Origin of the sequence: Acinetobacter lwoffii (assembly GCF_015602705.1) — a bacterium.
In the GTDB taxonomy this organism is placed as follows: Bacteria; Pseudomonadota; Gammaproteobacteria; order Pseudomonadales; family Moraxellaceae; genus Acinetobacter; species Acinetobacter lwoffii_E.
In genome coordinates this window covers 2,573,292-2,591,461 of record NZ_CP059081.1, presented here as the reverse complement: position 1 = coordinate 2,591,461, position 18,170 = coordinate 2,573,292, and the positions used below count along the sequence as shown (strand labels likewise).

The following is an 18,170-nucleotide window of genomic DNA, read 5'->3' as shown; positions in this document are numbered from 1 at the left end:
GCAACTTTTTTATTCAGTGTTTATTCAAAGAAAAACTTTAATGAGAAGGCGTATGCTGATGCGCGATCTCAATCTGGTTCAAAATATGATTGCTCATATTTTTCGCCATTTCTTCTTTGGCATAATAAACCGCACCGACATTATCCCGACGAATGGCTTCAGCTTCTTCCTTGCTTTCCGCACAGACCAGTACCTGAATTTGTGGATTCAAGGTCTTGGCAATGTCGACAATTTTATGAATATCGATGATATCCATAGGCGAAATGACCAGTAAGCGCGCATGCTGAATATGTGCCTGAATCAGTACGCCAGCTTCAGTGGCTACGCCAGACACCGCAGCAATACCTTTTTCACGTAGGTTTTCGACGATGTCACGGTTTTCTTCGGCAATCACCACCTTAATGTTTTCTTCCATCAATGAGCGGGTAATGCGACGTCCCACCTCACCATGGCCAATAATCACCACCTGATCGCGCAGGTAATCCTGTGAGACTTCATCGGGTAACATTGCCAGAGGGTCACCACTGCGTTCCAGTAAACGTGCCAGGGTCGAGCGTTCCCGAATCCATTTCTGTACTGGCTCAATTGCGGAAAAGATAAAGGAATTGAGGGTAATCGAAATCAAGGCACCTGCCAGAATCAGGTTTTGACCTTCCAGCGAAAGCAGGTTGAGTGAAACACCGAGTGCAGCCAAAATAAAGGAGAACTCACCAATCTGTGCCAGAGAAGCACCGACGGTTAAGGCGGTATTGATCGGATAGCGAAAGAACAGCACCAGTGCCATGGCGGCAATAGTCTTGCCAATCATGATAATCCCGACCACGGCCAGTACATGTAAAGGCTGTTCCAGCAAAATGCGCGGATCAAACAGCATGCCGACGGAAACAAAGAATAAAATCGAGAAAATTTCACGCAGTGGCAAGGTTTCTTCTTCGGCACGATGACTAAAATCGGACTCTTTCACCACCATTCCGGCAAAGAAAGCACCCAGTGCCATCGACACGCCAAAGACTTTATAGGCACCAAAGGCAATCGAAACAGCAGCAGCCACCACGGTTAAGGTAAACAGCTCACGTGAACCAAGACGTGCCACGACCTGTATGATCATCGGAATCAATCGTTTACCGATAATCAGCATGAAGGCAATAAAGCCTGCGACTTTGAGCAGAGTAATACCTAAGGTGAGCCAGATATTCTCATCGCTTGCGCCTTCCAGCGCCTGCCCCCCTAAAAGCACCGCAGTGGCAGGTAACAGTACCAGCGCCAAGACCATAACCAGATCTTCGACCAGTAACCAGCCAACAGCAATCCGGCCATTGATCGAATCGAGCAGGCCACGATCACCGAGTGCTTTGAGTAGAACCACAGTACTGGCACAAGACAGGCTTAGGCCGAAGACCAGTGCTGAGCCAAAGCTCCAGCCCCACAGCATCGAAACTCCAACCCCGAGCAAGGTGGCAACTGCAATCTGTAAAATCGCACCAGGCAGGGCAATCCGGCGTACCTGCATCAGATCGTTCAGGGAAAAATGCATTCCGACGCCAAACATCAGGAACATGACGCCTAATTCTGCCAACTGGTTGGCCAGATGAATATCACCGACCACACCGGGCGTGTGGGGACTAATCAGAATGCCGGCAATGAGATAGCCGATCAAAGGGGGGAGACGTAGCCGTGCAGCGAGATAGCCAAAGACCAAAGCTAAGCCAAAACCAACAGCCAGTAATATAATGAGCTCTACGTCATGTGGCACTAAATACTCCTTTAGCTAGGTTTGCTGGGAAATAAGCACAAAAAGTGCCAAAACATGCAGAAAGTTTATCAAGCCGGATAAAAAAAGTGCAAAAAAAAACGACCCGCGAAGGTCGTTTTTTTAAAGAAACTAAAATTATTTGATTTTAGCTTCTTTGAAGATTACGTGTTGACGGATTTTTGGATCAAATTTTTTGATTTCCATTTTTTCCGGCATAGTACGTTTGTTCTTAGTCGTGGTATAGAAATAACCTGTACCAGCTGAAGAAACTAAGCGAATTTTATCACGCATGGTTCAGACTCCTTAGATCTTTTGACCTTGAGCACGTAGGTCAGCAACAACCTTTTCAATGCCCAATTTGTCGATAATACGCATACCTTTAGTGGTTAAACGAAGACGTACAAAACGTTTTTCGCTTTCTAACCAGAAACGGTGGTGGTGCAGGTTCGGCTCGAACCGGCGCTTAGTTTTGTTGTTGGCGTGTGAGACGTTGTTACCAACGACTGGACGCTTGCCGGTAACTTGGCAAACCTTAGACATGGTGTAACTCCATTGATTTAGCCAACAGCAAATCTGTATGGCCAGTCAAAAATAAACGGATTGAAATCATTCAAGGGGCGTTTTATATCAAAAATGCGCTTAAAAGACAAGCGATTTTCGTCAAAACGCGGCACGAACTATATCGATAGCTCATGCCTTGATCATTTAGCGGAGAAGTGTCTTCGAAATCAGCTTGTGAATCGGTTTATTGAACGGTGGCAGAATGTATTTCAAGCTGTACAGCTTTGGATTCGACATTACTGAGCGTTCATGCGACAAACTGAAGAAGCCTTCTGGGCCATGGTATTTACCCATACCTGATGCACCGACACCCCCAAATGGTAGATCGTCCTGCGCAACATGGGTCAGTACCGTATTTTGCCCGAAATGCCCTGAATGGGTACGCTGTGCGACATAATCGGCACGCGCCTGATCAAAGTCGAAGTAGTATAAAGCAAGTGGACGTGGACGGCTATTAATAAAGTCGATGACATCGTCAATTTGATCATATTCCATGATCGGTAACAGTGGGCCAAAGATTTCATGCTGCATGATCTGCATCATCGGGGTGACATTGGTCACGATGGTCGGTGCAATCTTGCGCAGATCAGCCGAGTTTTCACTACGCGGATTAATTTCAATGACTTGCGCACCCTGTTCACGCGCATCATCCAGATAGCCTTGCAGACGGTTATATTGTTTGACATTAATAATCGAGGTGTAATCCTGATTATGGGTGATATCCGGATACATGCTTTCGACACAGGCTTTAAAGTGATCAATGAACTCGGCAGTTTTTCCGAGAGGCAGGAACATATAGTCTGGCGCTACACAGGTCTGACCGGCATTCCAGAGTTTGCCCACCGCAATCCGCTGCGCGACATCACGCAGATCAATCGATGGATGTACCAGTACCGGCGATTTACCGCCCAGTTCCAGAATCACCGGAACCAGATTTTCGGCAGCGGCTGCCATGACGGTTTTACCGACTGCAGTTGAGCCAGTGAAAATCAGTTTATCGAAAGGCAAACGACAGAAAGCATCTGAAATCACACCACCACCATTCACCACAGCGACCAATTCTTTAGGGAAGGCTTCAGCCAGGGCTTTTTCCAGAACTTCACCAAAAGCAGCAGATGCACTAGAAATTTTGATCATGGCATGGTTGCCAGCCGCCAGTGCGCAAATCAGGGGGCCAATCGACAACAACAGCGGATAATTCCACGGTGCGATAATCCCGACCACACCCAAAGGCTGATATTGCACCCAGGCTTTGGCCGGCTGATGAATAATGCCTACATGACGCTTGGAAGGTTTCATCCACCGGGTCAGGTTTTTGCTGTAATATTTGATATGTTCCAGACAGGTGAGCAGTTCACCAATCTTGGTTTCCCCGATTGAGCGGTTACCATAGTCCTGATTAATTGCATCAGCAAATTGATCTTGATACTTAACTAAGATACGCTTAAGTCGAGCTAAACGATCGATACGTTCCTTTGCAGTCGGCAGAGGGTAGTGTAAGTAAGCGTGTTTTTGTTGCGCCAAGACTTCATTCAGATATTGGCTATCAAAAAAATGTGGTGTCATTGATGTTGTTTTTGTGTGACTGTTCATGCCGCACTACCATTATTCAAAAATCGATTAATTAATTTTTAGAGCAAATACTCTAATTAGTCAAGTGACTTTGTGTGTTAGCCTGCTAATGCATGAACTGAATGGTTATTTTAGGATGTCCCAAACCAAAACCTTAAAAACTAAAGAGCGTATCTTGCAGCTCAGTTTGCAGCTGTTTAACGAGCGTGGCGAACGATCGGTAACCACCAATCATATTGCGGCAGAACTCGGTATGAGCCCGGGTAACCTGTATTATCATTTCCGCAATAAAAATGAAATTATTAAAGAATTGATGGAACAGTACCAGCACCAGACGCTAGAAATGCTGGCGCTGCCGGATGACCGCGCGCTGGATGCCAATGACAAGGTGCATTATTTTCAGGTGCTGAGCAGCCAGTTATGGGCTTATCGTTTCCTGCATCGTGATGTCTATCATCTGGTAGAAAATAACGAAGATTTTCGCAAGATGTATCCACGCTTTGCCGGGCAGGTCATGCAGCAGGGCCAGAAAATCTATAAGGGCTTTGTCAATGCAGGCCTGATGGACATGACCGATTCAGAAATTGAAGCACTGATTATTAACCTGTGGATTGTGCTGACCAACTGGACCAACTTCCTGTATATGTCGGGTCATCTGACCGATTCCAATACGCTGGAAGAAAAATGGGTCTGGCAGGCACTGCGTCAAATGGTATTCCTGGAAGGGGCTTATTTACGTGGTGAAAGTCGTCAAACCTATGAAGGTTTATTGAATAGTTTGGGCTCTTCGGAACTTTTTGCCAGCCTGTCGTCCTCTAAAGATTCTGAATCTGAACAAACTATTCAGAATATCCAAGAAACGCGCTAGAATACTCGGCTTATTTTTTAATTTAACTGATTAGTGACTTAAACCAACATGAATATGACGACTGCTAACACCGCACGTTTATTGATTACTTGTGAAGACAAGCCGGGCATCGTGCAGGCTGTTTCGAGCTTCTTGTATCATCAAGGTGCCAACATTACTGCGCTTGACCAATATGCGACAGCAGCGCAGGGCGGACGTTACTTCATGCGCGTTGAATTTGAATTAGATAATCTTCAAAGTCGCAAAGAAAGTATTACCCAGACTTTTGCAGCGAATGTGGCGGAACGCTATGGCATGCAATGGCGTCTGGCTCTGGTCAGTGACGTGAAAAAAGTCGGTATTTTGGTGTCTAAAGTCGATCATGCCTTGCTTGAGCTGTTATGGCGTCATGCGCGTGGTGGTTTGCCTTGTGAAATTACCAAAGTGGTATCGAATCACGAGACTTTACGCGAAGCAGTTGAAAACTTTGGCATTCCATTCGAAGTCGTGCCGGTGACCAAAGACAACAAACCTGAAGCTTATGCAGAAATCGACCAGTTGATGCAAGGCAATGACCTGTTGGTGCTGGCGCGTTATATGCAGATTCTGGATGAAGAATTTGTCAGCAAGTGGGAAATGAAAGTGATCAACATTCACCATTCTTTCCTGCCAGCTTTCGTAGGTGCTAATCCGTACAAGCAGGCCTATGAAAAAGGCGTGAAGCTGATTGGTGCAACTGCGCACTATGTGACTGCTGATCTGGATCAAGGTCCGATCATCGAGCAGGATGTGGAGCGCGTGAACCATGACTTTACCGTTGAGCAGTTACGTGAACTGGGTCAGGATGTGGAACGTAATGTATTGGCCCGCGCGGTGAAATGGCATTTGGAAGACCGTATTATTGTCGATGGCAACAAGACTGTCGTGTTCCAATAAGACTTGCATTGAATTTTAAAAAGGCATACTTTTAGTGTGCCTTTTTTGTTTTGATGCAAAAAAAGTCAGTTAAAGGTAGGATTAGCGGTTGCAAATGAAAACACTTCTCATTTATTATTGGCATACTTTAATTGTGCTAACCGATGAGCTTGATAGTTTGTTCCACATCATCTCCTCAAGGTAATAGATTTAATGAGTCAAGTTGCTGCGCCCCAAATGCCTACACCGCCGAATCAGATGAAAAAGAAAGTCATCTCTATCGTGGCGGCTGTACTGGTTGGGCATGTGGGTGTGTTATATGCGATCAGCCAGATGAAAGCACCTGAGCTGACACCCATTGATAAGCAACCCTTAAAAGTGCGCTTTGTAAAACTCCAGGAAGCGCCAAAACCTTTACCGCCAAAGCCGAAGGCCGAGCCACAAAAAGAGCCGCCTAAGCCAAAAGAAGTCAAAATTCTCGATAAACCACTGCCACCACCACCGAAAAAAGTAGAAAAAATCGAGCAGGTGAAAAAGGTTGAAGCGCCAAAAGTGGTTAAAGCACCGCCAGTTGAAGCAAAACCAACCCCAAGTCCGGTTGTACCGACAGTGGTCACTGAAACTAAAGTGAAATCGGCACCCGCTCCAGTCGCGCCACCTGCGCCTGTGGCACCGCCAGCACCTGCTGCGCCGCCATCCCCGAAAAGTGTATTGATTGGTGGGGGCGTGTCCTGGCAGCGTTCACCAAAAGTCTCACTCTCTGCAGGTGAATTAAAATCAGCCTGTTCACTGGTAGTAGACGTTTCAGCGAATGAGCAGGGTAAAGTGGTTTCTGCAACTGCACGAAATTCAAGTTGTAGCCCGGCAGTAACGCGCAAAGTAGAAGCCGCGGTACGTCGTGCACAACTCACCAAATATGTTGAAAATGGTGTGGCTTATCCAACACGCGTGGAACAGCCTTTCGATTTTCAGGTTAAATAACGGCTCACCCATTAGGAGTTCGAATATGAACTTTTCAGTTTATTGGCAACACGCTGATGCAGTCAGTAAAACGCTGTATTTCGTGTTATTGGCAATGTCGATTGCGACATGGACCATTTTTGTGCTGCGTTTGATGGGCACTCGCCAACTGAAACAGATTGCCTATGCGCAGTTATCTAAAGCATTAGAACAACTGAAAACCAAACTGGCTCCTTTGGGCTTTGAACAGCGTAAGGCAGTGGCAGAACAGGCGCTGTTACGCCAGATTTCAGCAGAAAAAGCCAATGCCGAAAAAGGTGTATCAGTTCTGGGTACCATCGCATCGATCTCTCCATTTGTCGGTTTGTTCGGTACGGTATGGGGCATCTTCCATGCGCTGGTTGCTGTTGGTAAAAGTGGTCAGGCTGGTCTGGCACAAGTGGCAACCCCAGTCGGTGAAGCCTTGATTATGACCGGCTTAGGTCTGGCAGTCGCAATTCCCGCGGTACTGGCTTATAACATCTGTGTCCGTGCTAATCGTGGCTTGGCACACGAGTTACAGGATCAGGCACACGGTCTGTTAATTGATACCATGCTGCAACAGGAATCTGCTGCAAAAAAGTCTGATGAGAAAGTAACACAACAGAGTCTCGTGGGAGGTCAAGCTTAATGGCTTTTCAACTGGGTGAAGACAACGATGTAGGCATGAATGAGATGAACCTCATTCCCCTCATCGACATTATGTTGGTATTGATGATCATCTTTCTGGTGACAGCGACCGTTGCGAACCCATCAATTCCATTAACCTTGCCACAAACCACTGCGGAGATTATCGATCTGCCGCCTGAAAATGTCACGATCAGCATCAATGCCGAAGGTGACATTGCCTGGAATGGCGATGTACTGACGCTGGAACAGCTTGAAACCCGTTTTAATGAAGCGGGCCAAGCTGAACGTCAGCCGACCATTGTGTTGAAAGCGGATAAAGAATCACGTTATGACTCGGTGGCGCAAGTCATGTCGCGTGCGAGTGGAGCCGGACTCAGCGATATTGCTTTTGCAACCGATAACTAAGATTCTGAGAGTAAAAAGCGACTGCAATCAGTCGCTTTTTTTTATACCCATTTTTCATGAATCTTAATGGGTTTTTAATAGGGTCGTAAATTTGCTGCGTAATTTATTCAATTTTGGCGGAATGGCAAAATTGCAATAGCCCTGGGTCGGGTTCTTGGCAAAGAAGTTTTGATGATAGTCTTCCGCCGGATAGAAAGTCGGCGCAGGGCTCAGTTCAGTCACCACATTGATGCCATCGGCTTTCAGAGCATCGATCGCCTGCTGCGCCTGTTGCTGCTGTTCATCATTCAGATAATAAATCACAGAACGATACTGGGTACCTACGTCATTACCCTGACGGTTTAGCGTGGTTGGATCATGGGTCCCAAAAAATACATCGAGCAACTGGGTATAATTAATCTGGTTTTCATCGAAATCGATCAGAATGACTTCAGCATGGCCGGTAGTACCTCCGCAGACATCATCGTAGTTTGGCTCAGTTGTGTGCCCACCTGCGTAACCGCTGACGACTTGCTGAACTCCCTGAATCTGTAAAAATACGGCTTCAGTACACCAAAAGCATCCCCCACCGAAAAGTGCCTGTTGCATGGTTGATTCCTCATTCAATTAAATAACTCAATCGGGCTGATGGTTAAATTCCAGCTCATCAGTATGAAAGATAAAAAAGCCTGTCCATACAGGCTTTTTGTAGGGAAGTATTAACGTGGCTGAACAGCACTTTCCAGCTGGATCAAGAGATTCCCATGGCGATCCAGTAATTTTAAGGTTTTACCAAATACCTGATAATGCGTCACTTTGGCTAAAGCTTCATTAAATTTCTGATCAAGCTGATCGTTGTTCATACAGGCCATACGGGTAGTGGCCATTTGGTTCAGGGTCAGCGTGTCTTTCGCTGCTGTGTAACTGCCCATAATCCGGTTACAGCTATCTGAACCTGAAACGCGCTGGGTACTGGCATCAAATTGCAGACTCGGAACATTGCGTGCGGTTGGCGCAGTCTTGATTTCAGTATTACCAATCTGGGTCGCAATCCAAGTACGATTTTGCAAAAGTTGTAAATGATTCGCGGTTTGTGTCGTGGCTGTATTGGGCACAGTTTCGCAGCCCATGACCGTTAGAACCGAGCCTAAAATCGCGATTGCAGTTAATTTTTTTAGCATGAGAGATACTCTGATCATTGACTAGCTATTTGTATATAAACAAAAAAATGATCAAGGTTCCAGTTGATTTTGTATCTTTATTGAAGTGGATTTGCTACACAGTTATCGCATGTCGGGTTTTGGTAGGCCCTGCCGGATCAGGCGTGAATAGTCCTGACTGGAGAGATTAGCGGTGCGTTCTACCCGTGGATTGACATGTGCCCGTTGATACCAAGTGTGCATATCCCAAGACTGTTCCAGTACTTTAAGATCATAGAGATAATTCGGTAAATAGCCGGAGGCCAGCAACCGGTAATCTGAGGGTAGCTGTTGTTGCGATATCGCCTGAACCATATCAAAGACTAGTGTGGTGCAATTACTGGTCAGGGTATTGTACCATTTTGGCTTTTGGGCCAGCTCATCGGCCTGACGCAGATATTCCTTGAATAGCGCTTTAGCCTGAGCTTGCGGCATTTTGACTGGGAAAAAATAGACCTGTTCACCACGGACATTGCTACGGGTATAGACAATATCCTTTTCATCCGATGCGACCAGACTCAGTTCATATTTTCGGAAAAAGCCACCAATCGCTGAAAACTCTTCATTCTTTTCCTTGCGGATTTCAATCGAGAAGGTGAGTGGCTTTTGATTGGCAAAATCGAAGCTGACCAGGGTATGGGCAATTTTAGGCCCCATCCAGTAGGAAGTAATGATGTTCACGCCAGTAATCTGATTCAGGTCAAAACTACGGCTTTCCCAGCGTTCGATATAGCGACCATCGGCCTGCCAGTCAAAGTTGCGGATATTGTACAAAGTGACCTGATCGCCTTGCTGCTCATAATGCAAGAGCTGGGCAACTTCAGGATTCCATTCCCGATCCTGACGCGCTTCCAGACTAAAATATCCAAGCAGACAAAACAAAAAGGCCAGAAGATAAAGAACGCTATCAACTTGGCGGGAGACCAGATGCCGGGTGAAATAAATTCCGAGAACGACCAGCGCAAAGGTCAGCCAGAGTCCAATCAGCATCAAGCTACCGATTTTGCCGATGGGCAGATGAACCCAGAGCAACAGGCTGAACCACAAACTCGACAGAATGACGAATAAAGTAAACAGGCTGCCCAGCAACCACAGACTCCAATGCCTGGAGATATATTCGCGTCCCTGCATCATCACTTTTTCATGAGAAATAGGTTTTATTTTCTGTAGGTTGCGAACTCAAAAGCAATGCCGGTTTTGTCGTCGATATGTTGCTCGGCAGCGACCTTTTCAAATTCTGCCGGAATCGCTGGATAATAGGCATCGCCCTGTACATCCAGTTCAACATGCGTTAGTTCCAGACGGTCTGTGATATCCATGGTCTGTTTAAAGATTTCACCACCACCAATGATGAAAATGGTGTCAGGTTTTTCTGAAGCCTTCACATCTGTCACGGCCTGACTTAGTGCATCCTCAATGCTATAAGCGACTTTGGTACCTGCAAATGCCCAGTCTGGATCACGGGTAATCACCCAGTTCACCCGTTTAGGTAATGTACGTCCCATTGATTCTAGCGTCTTGCGACCCATTACCACCACACCGCCTTGGGTGATTTCCTTGAAGTGCTTCAGATCTGCTGAAATATGCCAAGGCAGATCATTGCCCTTGCCGATACAACGCTGCTGATCCATGGCAACGACGTGTACAACTTCTAAATCTTGAAATGACATGTATTGAATCCTTCTTATCAAGCCCAAAGTCCTTCGTGTAATTTTTTACTGGTACGAAGGAGAGGTTAACAATTTATATTGATTGCCTTCACGCTTTAGGGCCGGAAATATATTTTGAAAGGAGTTGGCGATTCACGTGTGGTAAAAGACCTCTCCCTAGCCCTCTCCTAGGAGGAGAGGGAACTTTATAATAAAGAAAATTAAACAGCGACAGGGGCTTTAATTCCTGGATGAGATTCATAACCGACAATTTCGATATCTTCAAATTTGAAATCGAACAGGTCTTTGATCTCAGGATTTAGTTTTAATTGACAAAGGTCTAGTGGCTCACGGCTAAGCTGCAACTGTGCCTGTTCAAAATGGTTGCTGTACAAATGGGTATCGCCACCAGTCCAGACAAAGTCACCAACCTCCAGATCACAGACTTGCGCGATCATATGCGTTAATAAAGCATAGCTGGCAATATTAAATGGCACACCTAAAAAAACATCGGCACTGCGCTGGTACAACTGACAAGATAATTTGCCATTATGTACAAAGAACTGGAACAGGGTATGGCAAGGTGGTAAGGCGACCTGACCCGCTTCATTTGGGTTCCAGCCAGATACAATCAGACGGCGCGAATTTGGATTGGTTTTAATTTCATTGATCAACCATTTGATCTGGTCAAAACCATCCTGATTATAGCTGTTGTCTGCATTTTTGCTGGCACCAAAATTACGCCATTGGTGGCCGTAAACTGGACCCAGTTCGCCTTCAGGACGGCCAAAACGCGCAGTCTGTTCTGCGGTCGCCCATTCGTCCCAAATCGAGACTTTATTGTCTTTTAAATATTGAACATTGGTATCGCCTTTCAGGAACCACAACAATTCAATCACGATAGAACGGAAATGAACTTTTTTGGTGGTGAGTAAAGGAAAACCTTGGGAAAGATCAAAGCGCATCTGATGACCAAATACCGAACGTGTACCTGTACCGGTACGGTCGCCTTTATCGCCGCCGTTGTCGAGGATATGTTGTAAAAGGTCAAGATATTGGCGCATAGTTCTCTCTATTTGAATCTGTTGAAAATCGCCGTTTTAACAGTAGAATGGATTATTTTATAATCAATTTTCTGTCGAAAGGGACAATTTAAATTGCGCACATCATAGCATTTTTTGATGAGCTTTCATCGCCCAAATTGAGAATAAAAAAGACCTCCTGATGGAGGTCTTCTGATTGCAGCTTAAGCGGTTTTATTGCCCGTATGGACTGTATGAATCAGATCAGACAGATCATAACCTAAGGGCGCTGCATAACTTAAATATTCGCGTTGAGTCGCTTCGTCCAGACTGGTGTCGCGATGTAATCACCATAAATATTCTTTATTCGGCTCGCCCACGAGTGCCGTCTGATAATCCGGATCGATTTTTAAGACCCAATAATCGCCCTTGGTAAACGGGATCCCATGCAAGCCTTCAGGTAAAAATCTGATTTCAAGCTTGGCATGTTCTGCATCGACAATGATCGCCTCAGCAATGGCTTCATCCACCTTGCCATTTTCATTCAAGCTCTATACCGCAGAAATATCGGTGCTGTCTTCAGGTTGGCGCTTCATCGGCAAGTGTGCAATGTCATACCAGGTACTTAAATATTGTTCTAAATTAAAATTTGAAACGGTACTTAAAGTCTGACTCATTTTTCTTCTCTGTTTAGTTCAATATTTAAAGTTTAGTTCAAGGTTTAAAAATGCCGCATCAGTGTAATACAGGCGATAAAGCTCAAAATGATGTAATCATGTGGTGAAATGTTATCTGAAAATGGCCGAGCTACAGATTAAATCCACACGTTTGAGTAGAAAAAGATAAGGACTCATTTTGCGTATTTCAGGCTGAAAAAGCTTTGCAAGGCATTGGAATTGGCTTTGCTTTACATTTTTTTTGCAAAGATGATGGGTTTTGTAACTGTATGAGAAAGAACGGCTTAATTTGAATGCCGGAAAAATAGACAAATTTATTTACATTTTTAATGTGAAAGATAACATTTAAACGACTAGTATTCTCGGCTTGTTAACAATATGAAAGCCTAAATTACAGGCGAGGAGCGGTTGGTAAGGCATGATCTATGATCATCAAGTAAACATGAGCGAAGTATATGCTCCTGTCCAAGCGAATATCATGGTGCGTTCCCAATCGGAGCAAAGACCTAAAAAGTCATCCCAAAAAGCCACTGTCCGTAACGCTTCAGGCGTAAGCAATGGCCATCGTATCAATATCGAGAAATTTACCAGTTATCTGCAAGGCATTACCCGAAATACCAGTACACAGAAATGTGCGCGCAGTATTCGTGTCGGTCTGCAATCTTCTGGTGCGAAAATTGTGAATCATCCGGTCGCAGCGGCAGATTGGGGAAGTACCCTGATGCAGCTGGGTTATAAGAAAATTAATGCTTCTTTTGATCGGCCGAAAAAAGGCGATATCTATATTATTGACCGTACTCAGGGACATAAATATGGACATATCGCGGCTTATTCAGGTAGTGCCTGGGTATCAGATTTTAAACAGCGAGATCATGCGGTTTATCGCAATAAAAACGTGACTTATAGTTACTATCGTCTGGAAACTTACTTCTAAGAAAATACTGCGAAGTGATCAGTCCTCAAAACGCTTCGCACGGCTTTCATAGATTGAAACAATAAATAATCCAATCGCGGCAAAGCACAGACATTGCAGACCCAAAGCAAATTTTGCCCATTGTTCATGTTGCTCGGGTAAATAGCCAAACAGGGTAATTAAGGCAATGATGGGAATCACCCGGCTCAAGGCGCTAAAGCCATTTGCATAGGGATTGGATTTTGAGATTTTCAGGCGGAAATGGTGCAGTAAATGCACGACAATTCCAATGGCTAAACTCACCCCTACAAATACCGGATCTAACTGGGCCACAGTCGATGCTGCATAAATCAAAATACAGGTCGCGATGACAACGATGAGTTTGATTTGACGACTACAGCGTTCCGAATACCAAAATTCAAGCATGGGGTGAACCCGAATCTGATTTGTTCTGATTGAGCAGGGATAGTGGAGAAAACAGGCAAATCGCCAGTGCCATAAATGCAATGCCTTGTGCACCCGGAATCAGGATTTCACCCTGTTGCATATTCATAAAAACTAAAGCAATCAATAAGGCAATTGGAATCCAGGTCAGTAATCTATACAGCAAACCGGTCGGGTTTTTGCTGGCAAAGTGGATTTTGCAGTAACGGCAGATCAGAAAAATGATGCCGGTACCGACAAACATCAAAATCGAATCTAAGGGCAGTGGTTCCATCCAGTACAAGCCTGCAGCTGTCGCTGCAATCACAATAAAGATCAACAGTTTTTTGAGAACAGATACCTGCGGATTAAACCAGAACTCAAGCATAATGATGAAAGAATAGAAGAGATAATCAGCACTTTAGCATATTTTGACTATAAAAAAGCGAGGCTGTTGCCCCGCTAAATTACGCAATTTTTTCAGCTATTTTTGTTTGGACCCCAGTCATATATTTTCTTCTGATAGGCATACCACATCATCCACAAGCCAATCAGGATCATTGGCAGGCTCAGGAATTGTCCTTTGCTCATCCAGCCAATAAATAGCTGGCCATTGTCCGGCTCACGGAAGAATTCAACCACAAAACGTGCCAGGCCATAACCGATCAGGAACAGCGCAGAAACTGCCATACGTGGACGTGGCTTCGAGCTGAACCACCACAGTACAATAAACAGGATTAGGCCTTCACATAGTGCCTGATAGAGTTGAGATGGATGACGAACCAGTTGCAGCGGATCGGTCGGAAAGATCATGCCCCAGGCAAAGTTTGGGTCGGTGACCTGACGGCCATACAGTTCGCCGCCAATAAAGTTACCAATTCGGCCAAACATCAAGCCTGTCGGTACGCAAGGTGCGATAAAATCTAAGGTCTGGAACCAGGTCATCTTATATTTCTTGCACCACCACAACATGGCCAGAATGACCCCGAGGAAACCGCCATGGAAGCTCATACCGCCGGTCCAGATCTGGAACAGCCATAAAGGATCGGCCAGGAACTGGGAAAAACCGTAGAAGAAGACATAACCGACACGGCCACCGATGATCACACCGAGTGCACCGAAGAAGATCAGGTCAGACACCATATCCGGTGTCCAGCCACGTTGTTTGGCGCGAAACGTCGCCAATCCCCAGGCAAATAAAAATGCCAGTAAGTACATCAGTCCATACCAGTGGACTTGTAAGGGCCCGAGCGAAATTGCGACGGGATCAATATTGGGATAGGTGAGCATTCCTGTTCCTTGTGATTCTGTTTTGCACAGATTTTAGCTTAAAGCAAAGAAAAATGTTGTACATTCAATGTGTAAAGATCGAGAGCGTAAATTATGTGTATCGTGGCATTGGCTTGGCGGGTTCTGGATCAGAGCTCATTATGTCTGATTTCAAATCGGGATGAGTTCTATCAGCGTCCTACGCAGGAGCTGCATGAATGGGAGAATAGTCCGATTATTGCCGGGCAGGATTTACAGTCGGGCGGTACCTGGATGGGGATTACGGCTTCCGGTCGCTGGGCGGTGATTACCAATTTTCGTGATGGACAGGACAAAGGGCATTATCCGACTTCACGTGGACATATCATCCAGAACTTTTTAGATTCTGACTTAACACCGATCCGATTTGCCCAAGATCTGGAACAACGCCAGTGTGACTATGCCGGCTTTAATCTTTTTATGGGGGATCAGGATCAGGCGGTGTATATGAGCAATCGCGGTGAAGCACCACAAGTACTGGCGCATGGCGTCTATGTGGTTTCGAATGGCCTGATGAGCGAAGACTGGTACAAGACCCGCCATTTACGTAAACGCTTTACCCAGGAATTTTTACCGATGCTGCAATACCAGGAGATCGCAGAAGCAGATTTGTGTCATGCAGTCTGGGATATTCTGGAAGATGAACGCAAGGTGATTCCGGAGCTGCTGCCAGACACAGGTATCTCCGTGGAAATGGAACAGCTGCTGTCTTCGACTTTTATCCAGAGTCCGGCCTATGGCACCCGCTGCTCAAATTTTTTGAGAATGCAGCAGGGACAATGGCACTGGATCGAGAAGTCACAACAAGGTACAACCGCAGGTCAAACTATTGAGAAAATAATTAGCCTAAAATAATCACCGGATATAAAAAATGCCGACAGATGTCGGCATTTTTGAATAACAGCTTTTTATACGGTCGCTTGTTCCAAAGCTTCACCCGCAATGGCACCGCCATCTTTACGGGTAATGACCACAGTCGCAGAGCGAGGTACTTTGCCTAAACGGCTATAACGCTCGCTTTGGTTGGCTGGCCATGCACCCCCTGGATGCTGAACGTTGACAAAGATCGCTTTGTAGTCCGGGGTAATAGTCACGCCGGTAATTTCACAACCCGATGGACCAGTCAAAAAGCGACGAACACGATCATTACTGAGTTTGGCACCAACAAAGGTTTCCTGTCCTTCTGCCTTGGTACTGGCGGCAATCACTTTAGCACCATCACCCACAGTACCCGGAAGTGCTGCCAGCATCATACAGTTGGTTTCATCGGTGTACTGACCATCATCGGTCTGAATCCACAGAATCCCGCGCGGATCGAACCACATGCCGTCCGGGCTGGAGAAGTCATTTAAATCATCCAGACCTGACAGGTTGATGTTAGAAGCAGCACGTGCTTCTGCACCGAACAGGAAAATATCCCAAGCAAAACTTGTCGCTGTCACTGTATTTTTAGCTTCACTGAAACGAATGATATGACCATTCATATTGCCTGAATTGCTGGCGCTTGAACCTTTAAAGTCGATGTAACTACGTGGGTTGGCAGCATCAGTTTCATATGCACGACCACGGTTGCTGTTGTTGGTTAAGGTTACATACACTTCGCCATTTTCAGGATTCACGGCAACCCATTCTGGACGGTCCATTTTGGTCGCACCTACATGGTCAGCAGCAAGACGGGCATTGATGACGATGTCATCTTGGCCTGCAAACGGATAGATTTCATTGGCAGCAGTTAAACCATTTTTGCCATGAGTCAGTTCTAGCCATTCACCTGTACCGTCATCATTGAATTTAGCGACATATAATGTCCCTTTATCCATGTATTTATCACCAGCAGTATAACCACCATTGACGTCTTTTGGATCCCAGACGGCTTCAGAAACAAATTTATAGATATATTCGCCGGTCGCGTCATCACCCATATAGAAAGCTAATGGCTGACCCGGAATAGGGTTACTACATCGGCAGTCCTCGTGTGCAAAACGACCCAGTGCAGTACGTTTAACTGGACGTGTAGTCGCGTTAAATGGATCAATCTCTACAATGAAGCCACACGTATTCATGACATTACGATAATCTGCTAAAGCATTTGCGCCTTTAACTGAAATATCCCAACGATCATAAAGTCCTTTATCACCGGTTAATTCAGCAACAGGAGTATTCCAGCGGTATTGAGATGAACGGGCATCAGTACCACCACGACCATAACGTGATAATGAAATTTCTTCTTTTGCAATAGCGCGGGTGTCATTGGCTTGACGAGCGAAATAACCACTCCAGTTTTCTTCAGCCGTTAAGTAAGTTCCCCATGGCGTATAACCATTACCACAATTGGCAAAGGTACCGCGAGTTAACGTCCCATCTGGTGAGAAAATAGTTTTGACTAAGTCAGAACCACGCGCTGGCCCATTAATTTCCATCTCGGTTGCTGCAGTGATACGACGGTTAAAATTAGAATTTAAGTTGATTTTAACGTCTTGTGTATTTGCATCTTTGCTGATCTCAATAACAGAAACACCATGCGCATTCACTTCACGGAGTACCTGATCTTCTGGACGTACACCATCGATGGTAATTGTACCTTCTGGTGTATGGAGCTGAGATTGTTGTAGGTATTCGTGGTTTAGAACAAGTAAACCTTGTGTTGATTCTTTGGCAGCATAATTTTTGTTGGTTGGATGCATACCGAAGAAGCTCATACCATCATGGTTATCGCCTGAACGGAACTGGTAAGAAGCACCAGAAGCTAAGGTCGTATCGGTCTTTTCTGGATAAGCAGGGTTGATTGGATCACCTACTGCATACAATACTTTAAGCTCATAACCTTCAGGAACACTGAAGAAGTTTTGGGTATTCTTGCGAACCGGCTCAAAGGCTAATTTATTCGGACGTGCTTTTAGATCACTCCATGCATGTTGATCTGGGCTAGTGGTGTCTGGTGGTGTAGTTGGATTACCGTCAGGAGTACCAGAATCATTATCATCATCTGAACAACCACTGACTGTTGCTGCAAATGCTAATGCCATTGCCCCACTTGTAGTTTTTGCAATAAAGCTGCGGCGACTAGTATATTGATCCAGAATCGTTTGGAAGTGCGTGTTGTTTGAATTGTTACTGTCTTCAACCAGATCCTGGCAAGGTATCATGTCTTCATTTTTCATTTTAAAGTCCCAATTAAAAAATAAGTGCTTGGTGGTGTAGAAGTTTTCAATACCTTAAGCTTGGGATATGACAGTAATCTTAAGAAAATATTTCATTAAAGTTAAATAAATCAGTATTTTATTTAAATTTAAAAAACAAAAAGACAGCCAGAGCTGC

22 protein-coding genes are annotated in these 18,170 nt (G+C 45.3%); 7 read left to right on the top strand and 15 right to left on the bottom strand.

What is annotated here, in order from left to right:
- Nucleotides 1-37 precede the first annotated feature (37 nt).
- From H0S56_RS12355 to H0S56_RS12340, 4 genes are all read right to left on the bottom strand, one after another.
- Nucleotides 38-1,753, bottom strand: coding sequence for a cation:proton antiporter (locus tag H0S56_RS12355; protein ID WP_180180908.1), 1,716 nt, complete (start codon nucleotides 1,751-1,753; stop codon nucleotides 38-40).
- Between the two features lie 135 nt (nucleotides 1,754-1,888).
- Nucleotides 1,889-2,044, bottom strand: coding sequence for a 50S ribosomal protein L33 (rpmG, locus tag H0S56_RS12350; protein ID WP_001205031.1), 156 nt, complete (start codon nucleotides 2,042-2,044; stop codon nucleotides 1,889-1,891).
- 12 nt (nucleotides 2,045-2,056) lie between these two features.
- Complete coding sequence (gene rpmB / locus H0S56_RS12345; protein ID WP_000048256.1) at nucleotides 2,057-2,293, bottom strand: 50S ribosomal protein L28; 237 nt, start codon at nucleotides 2,291-2,293, stop codon at nucleotides 2,057-2,059.
- A 165-nt stretch (nucleotides 2,294-2,458) separates the two neighbouring features.
- Nucleotides 2,459-3,907 carry a coniferyl aldehyde dehydrogenase gene (locus H0S56_RS12340; protein WP_004278439.1) on the bottom strand — a complete coding sequence of 483 codons (1,449 nt, stop codon included), beginning with the start codon at nucleotides 3,905-3,907 and terminating at the stop codon, nucleotides 2,459-2,461.
- Between the two features lie 115 nt (nucleotides 3,908-4,022).
- On the opposite strand from H0S56_RS12340, the gene H0S56_RS12335 reads away from it, so the two are divergent.
- The 5 genes from H0S56_RS12335 (at nucleotide 4,023) to H0S56_RS12315 (ending at nucleotide 7,682) form a co-directional block, all read left to right on the top strand.
- A complete protein-coding gene (locus tag H0S56_RS12335) occupies nucleotides 4,023-4,754 on the top strand; it encodes a TetR/AcrR family transcriptional regulator (RefSeq protein WP_180082934.1) in 732 nt (243 codons plus the stop codon).
- A gap of 48 nt (nucleotides 4,755-4,802) precedes the next feature.
- The gene (gene purU / locus H0S56_RS12330; protein ID WP_004278437.1) at nucleotides 4,803-5,669 is read left to right on the top strand and encodes a formyltetrahydrofolate deformylase; all 867 of its coding nucleotides are present in this window, start codon (nucleotides 4,803-4,805) and stop codon (nucleotides 5,667-5,669) included.
- A gap of 192 nt (nucleotides 5,670-5,861) precedes the next feature.
- Nucleotides 5,862-6,629: an energy transducer TonB gene (locus H0S56_RS12325; protein ID WP_184412669.1), complete on the top strand. Its 768-nt coding sequence runs from the start codon at nucleotides 5,862-5,864 to the stop codon at nucleotides 6,627-6,629.
- A gap of 25 nt (nucleotides 6,630-6,654) precedes the next feature.
- Nucleotides 6,655-7,278, top strand: a complete 624-nt coding sequence (locus H0S56_RS12320) for a MotA/TolQ/ExbB proton channel family protein (RefSeq protein ID WP_195725181.1) — start codon at nucleotides 6,655-6,657, stop codon at nucleotides 7,276-7,278.
- Nucleotides 7,278-7,682: an ExbD/TolR family protein gene (locus H0S56_RS12315; RefSeq protein WP_004278434.1), complete on the top strand. Its 405-nt coding sequence runs from the start codon at nucleotides 7,278-7,280 to the stop codon at nucleotides 7,680-7,682. Before H0S56_RS12320 ends, H0S56_RS12315 begins: the two co-directional genes overlap by 1 nt.
- A gap of 63 nt (nucleotides 7,683-7,745) precedes the next feature.
- Here H0S56_RS12315 and msrA read toward each other — a convergent pair whose 3' ends face one another.
- The 7 genes from msrA to H0S56_RS14450 form a co-directional block, all read right to left on the bottom strand.
- Nucleotides 7,746-8,270: a peptide-methionine (S)-S-oxide reductase MsrA gene (msrA, locus tag H0S56_RS12310; RefSeq protein WP_086044130.1), complete on the bottom strand. Its 525-nt coding sequence runs from the start codon at nucleotides 8,268-8,270 to the stop codon at nucleotides 7,746-7,748.
- A gap of 110 nt (nucleotides 8,271-8,380) precedes the next feature.
- Nucleotides 8,381-8,842, bottom strand: coding sequence for an META domain-containing protein (locus tag H0S56_RS12305; protein ID WP_004278432.1), 462 nt, complete (start codon nucleotides 8,840-8,842; stop codon nucleotides 8,381-8,383).
- 102 nt (nucleotides 8,843-8,944) lie between these two features.
- The gene (locus tag H0S56_RS12300) at nucleotides 8,945-9,994 is read right to left on the bottom strand and encodes an Lnb N-terminal periplasmic domain-containing protein (RefSeq protein ID WP_195725180.1); all 1,050 of its coding nucleotides are present in this window, start codon (nucleotides 9,992-9,994) and stop codon (nucleotides 8,945-8,947) included.
- A gap of 23 nt (nucleotides 9,995-10,017) precedes the next feature.
- Entirely contained in the window at nucleotides 10,018-10,530 is a 513-nt protein-coding gene (locus H0S56_RS12295) for a dihydrofolate reductase (protein ID WP_195725179.1), read from the bottom strand.
- A gap of 200 nt (nucleotides 10,531-10,730) precedes the next feature.
- Nucleotides 10,731-11,573 carry a thymidylate synthase gene (gene thyA / locus H0S56_RS12290; protein WP_071852253.1) on the bottom strand — a complete coding sequence of 281 codons (843 nt, stop codon included), beginning with the start codon at nucleotides 11,571-11,573 and terminating at the stop codon, nucleotides 10,731-10,733.
- 305 nt (nucleotides 11,574-11,878) lie between these two features.
- Nucleotides 11,879-12,079: a lipocalin family protein gene (locus H0S56_RS14455; RefSeq protein ID WP_005250658.1), complete on the bottom strand. Its 201-nt coding sequence runs from the start codon at nucleotides 12,077-12,079 to the stop codon at nucleotides 11,879-11,881.
- Between the two features lie 3 nt (nucleotides 12,080-12,082).
- Complete coding sequence (locus H0S56_RS14450; RefSeq protein WP_005245940.1) at nucleotides 12,083-12,208, bottom strand: lipocalin/fatty acid-binding family protein; 126 nt, start codon at nucleotides 12,206-12,208, stop codon at nucleotides 12,083-12,085.
- A gap of 418 nt (nucleotides 12,209-12,626) precedes the next feature.
- Between H0S56_RS14450 and H0S56_RS12275 the strand changes: the two genes are divergently transcribed.
- Nucleotides 12,627-13,142, top strand: a complete 516-nt coding sequence (locus H0S56_RS12275) for a hypothetical protein (protein WP_005107935.1) — start codon at nucleotides 12,627-12,629, stop codon at nucleotides 13,140-13,142.
- 18 nt (nucleotides 13,143-13,160) lie between these two features.
- Here H0S56_RS12275 and H0S56_RS12270 read toward each other — a convergent pair whose 3' ends face one another.
- From H0S56_RS12270 to lgt, 3 genes are all read right to left on the bottom strand, one after another.
- Nucleotides 13,161-13,547, bottom strand: coding sequence for a hypothetical protein (locus H0S56_RS12270; protein WP_195725178.1), 387 nt, complete (start codon nucleotides 13,545-13,547; stop codon nucleotides 13,161-13,163).
- A complete protein-coding gene (locus tag H0S56_RS12265) occupies nucleotides 13,540-13,932 on the bottom strand; it encodes a hypothetical protein (protein ID WP_005250664.1) in 393 nt (130 codons plus the stop codon). The genes H0S56_RS12270 and H0S56_RS12265 overlap by 8 nt, the downstream gene beginning before the upstream one ends.
- Nucleotides 13,933-14,024: 92 nt before the next feature.
- The gene (lgt, locus tag H0S56_RS12260) at nucleotides 14,025-14,834 is read right to left on the bottom strand and encodes a prolipoprotein diacylglyceryl transferase (RefSeq protein WP_004278424.1); all 810 of its coding nucleotides are present in this window, start codon (nucleotides 14,832-14,834) and stop codon (nucleotides 14,025-14,027) included.
- A 93-nt stretch (nucleotides 14,835-14,927) separates the two neighbouring features.
- On the opposite strand from lgt, the gene H0S56_RS12255 reads away from it, so the two are divergent.
- Entirely contained in the window at nucleotides 14,928-15,707 is a 780-nt protein-coding gene (locus H0S56_RS12255; RefSeq protein ID WP_195725177.1) for an NRDE family protein, read from the top strand.
- A gap of 53 nt (nucleotides 15,708-15,760) precedes the next feature.
- Here the strand turns inward: H0S56_RS12255 and H0S56_RS12250 are convergent, their stop codons facing one another.
- A complete protein-coding gene (locus tag H0S56_RS12250; protein ID WP_195725176.1) occupies nucleotides 15,761-18,013 on the bottom strand; it encodes a PhoX family protein in 2,253 nt (750 codons plus the stop codon).
- Between the last annotated feature and the right edge of the window lie 157 nt (nucleotides 18,014-18,170).

Coding starts and splice junctions, on each gene's coding strand:
- rpmG (WP_001205031.1), bottom strand. CDS start 2,044: ATGCGTGATAAAATTCGCTTAGTTTCTTCAGCTGGTACAGGTTATTTC.
- rpmB (WP_000048256.1), bottom strand. CDS start 2,293: ATGTCTAAGGTTTGCCAAGTTACCGGCAAGCGTCCAGTCGTTGGTAAC.
- H0S56_RS12340 (WP_004278439.1), bottom strand. CDS start 3,907: ATGAACAGTCACACAAAAACAACATCAATGACACCACATTTTTTTGAT.
- H0S56_RS12335 (WP_180082934.1), top strand. CDS start 4,023: ATGTCCCAAACCAAAACCTTAAAAACTAAAGAGCGTATCTTGCAGCTC.
- purU (WP_004278437.1), top strand. CDS start 4,803: ATGAATATGACGACTGCTAACACCGCACGTTTATTGATTACTTGTGAA.
- H0S56_RS12325 (WP_184412669.1), top strand. CDS start 5,862: ATGAGTCAAGTTGCTGCGCCCCAAATGCCTACACCGCCGAATCAGATG.
- H0S56_RS12320 (WP_195725181.1), top strand. CDS start 6,655: ATGAACTTTTCAGTTTATTGGCAACACGCTGATGCAGTCAGTAAAACG.
- H0S56_RS12315 (WP_004278434.1), top strand. CDS start 7,278: ATGGCTTTTCAACTGGGTGAAGACAACGATGTAGGCATGAATGAGATG.
- msrA (WP_086044130.1), bottom strand. CDS start 8,270: ATGCAACAGGCACTTTTCGGTGGGGGATGCTTTTGGTGTACTGAAGCC.
- H0S56_RS12305 (WP_004278432.1), bottom strand. CDS start 8,842: ATGCTAAAAAAATTAACTGCAATCGCGATTTTAGGCTCGGTTCTAACG.
- H0S56_RS12300 (WP_195725180.1), bottom strand. CDS start 9,994: ATGATGCAGGGACGCGAATATATCTCCAGGCATTGGAGTCTGTGGTTG.
- H0S56_RS12295 (WP_195725179.1), bottom strand. CDS start 10,530: ATGTCATTTCAAGATTTAGAAGTTGTACACGTCGTTGCCATGGATCAG.
- thyA (WP_071852253.1), bottom strand. CDS start 11,573: ATGCGCCAATATCTTGACCTTTTACAACATATCCTCGACAACGGCGGC.
- H0S56_RS14450 (WP_005245940.1), bottom strand. CDS start 12,208: ATGAGTCAGACTTTAAGTACCGTTTCAAATTTTAATTTAGAACAATAT.
- H0S56_RS12275 (WP_005107935.1), top strand. CDS start 12,627: ATGATCTATGATCATCAAGTAAACATGAGCGAAGTATATGCTCCTGTC.
- H0S56_RS12270 (WP_195725178.1), bottom strand. CDS start 13,547: ATGCTTGAATTTTGGTATTCGGAACGCTGTAGTCGTCAAATCAAACTC.
- H0S56_RS12265 (WP_005250664.1), bottom strand. CDS start 13,932: ATGCTTGAGTTCTGGTTTAATCCGCAGGTATCTGTTCTCAAAAAACTG.
- lgt (WP_004278424.1), bottom strand. CDS start 14,834: ATGCTCACCTATCCCAATATTGATCCCGTCGCAATTTCGCTCGGGCCC.
- H0S56_RS12255 (WP_195725177.1), top strand. CDS start 14,928: ATGTGTATCGTGGCATTGGCTTGGCGGGTTCTGGATCAGAGCTCATTA.
- H0S56_RS12250 (WP_195725176.1), bottom strand. CDS start 18,013: ATGAAAAATGAAGACATGATACCTTGCCAGGATCTGGTTGAAGACAGT.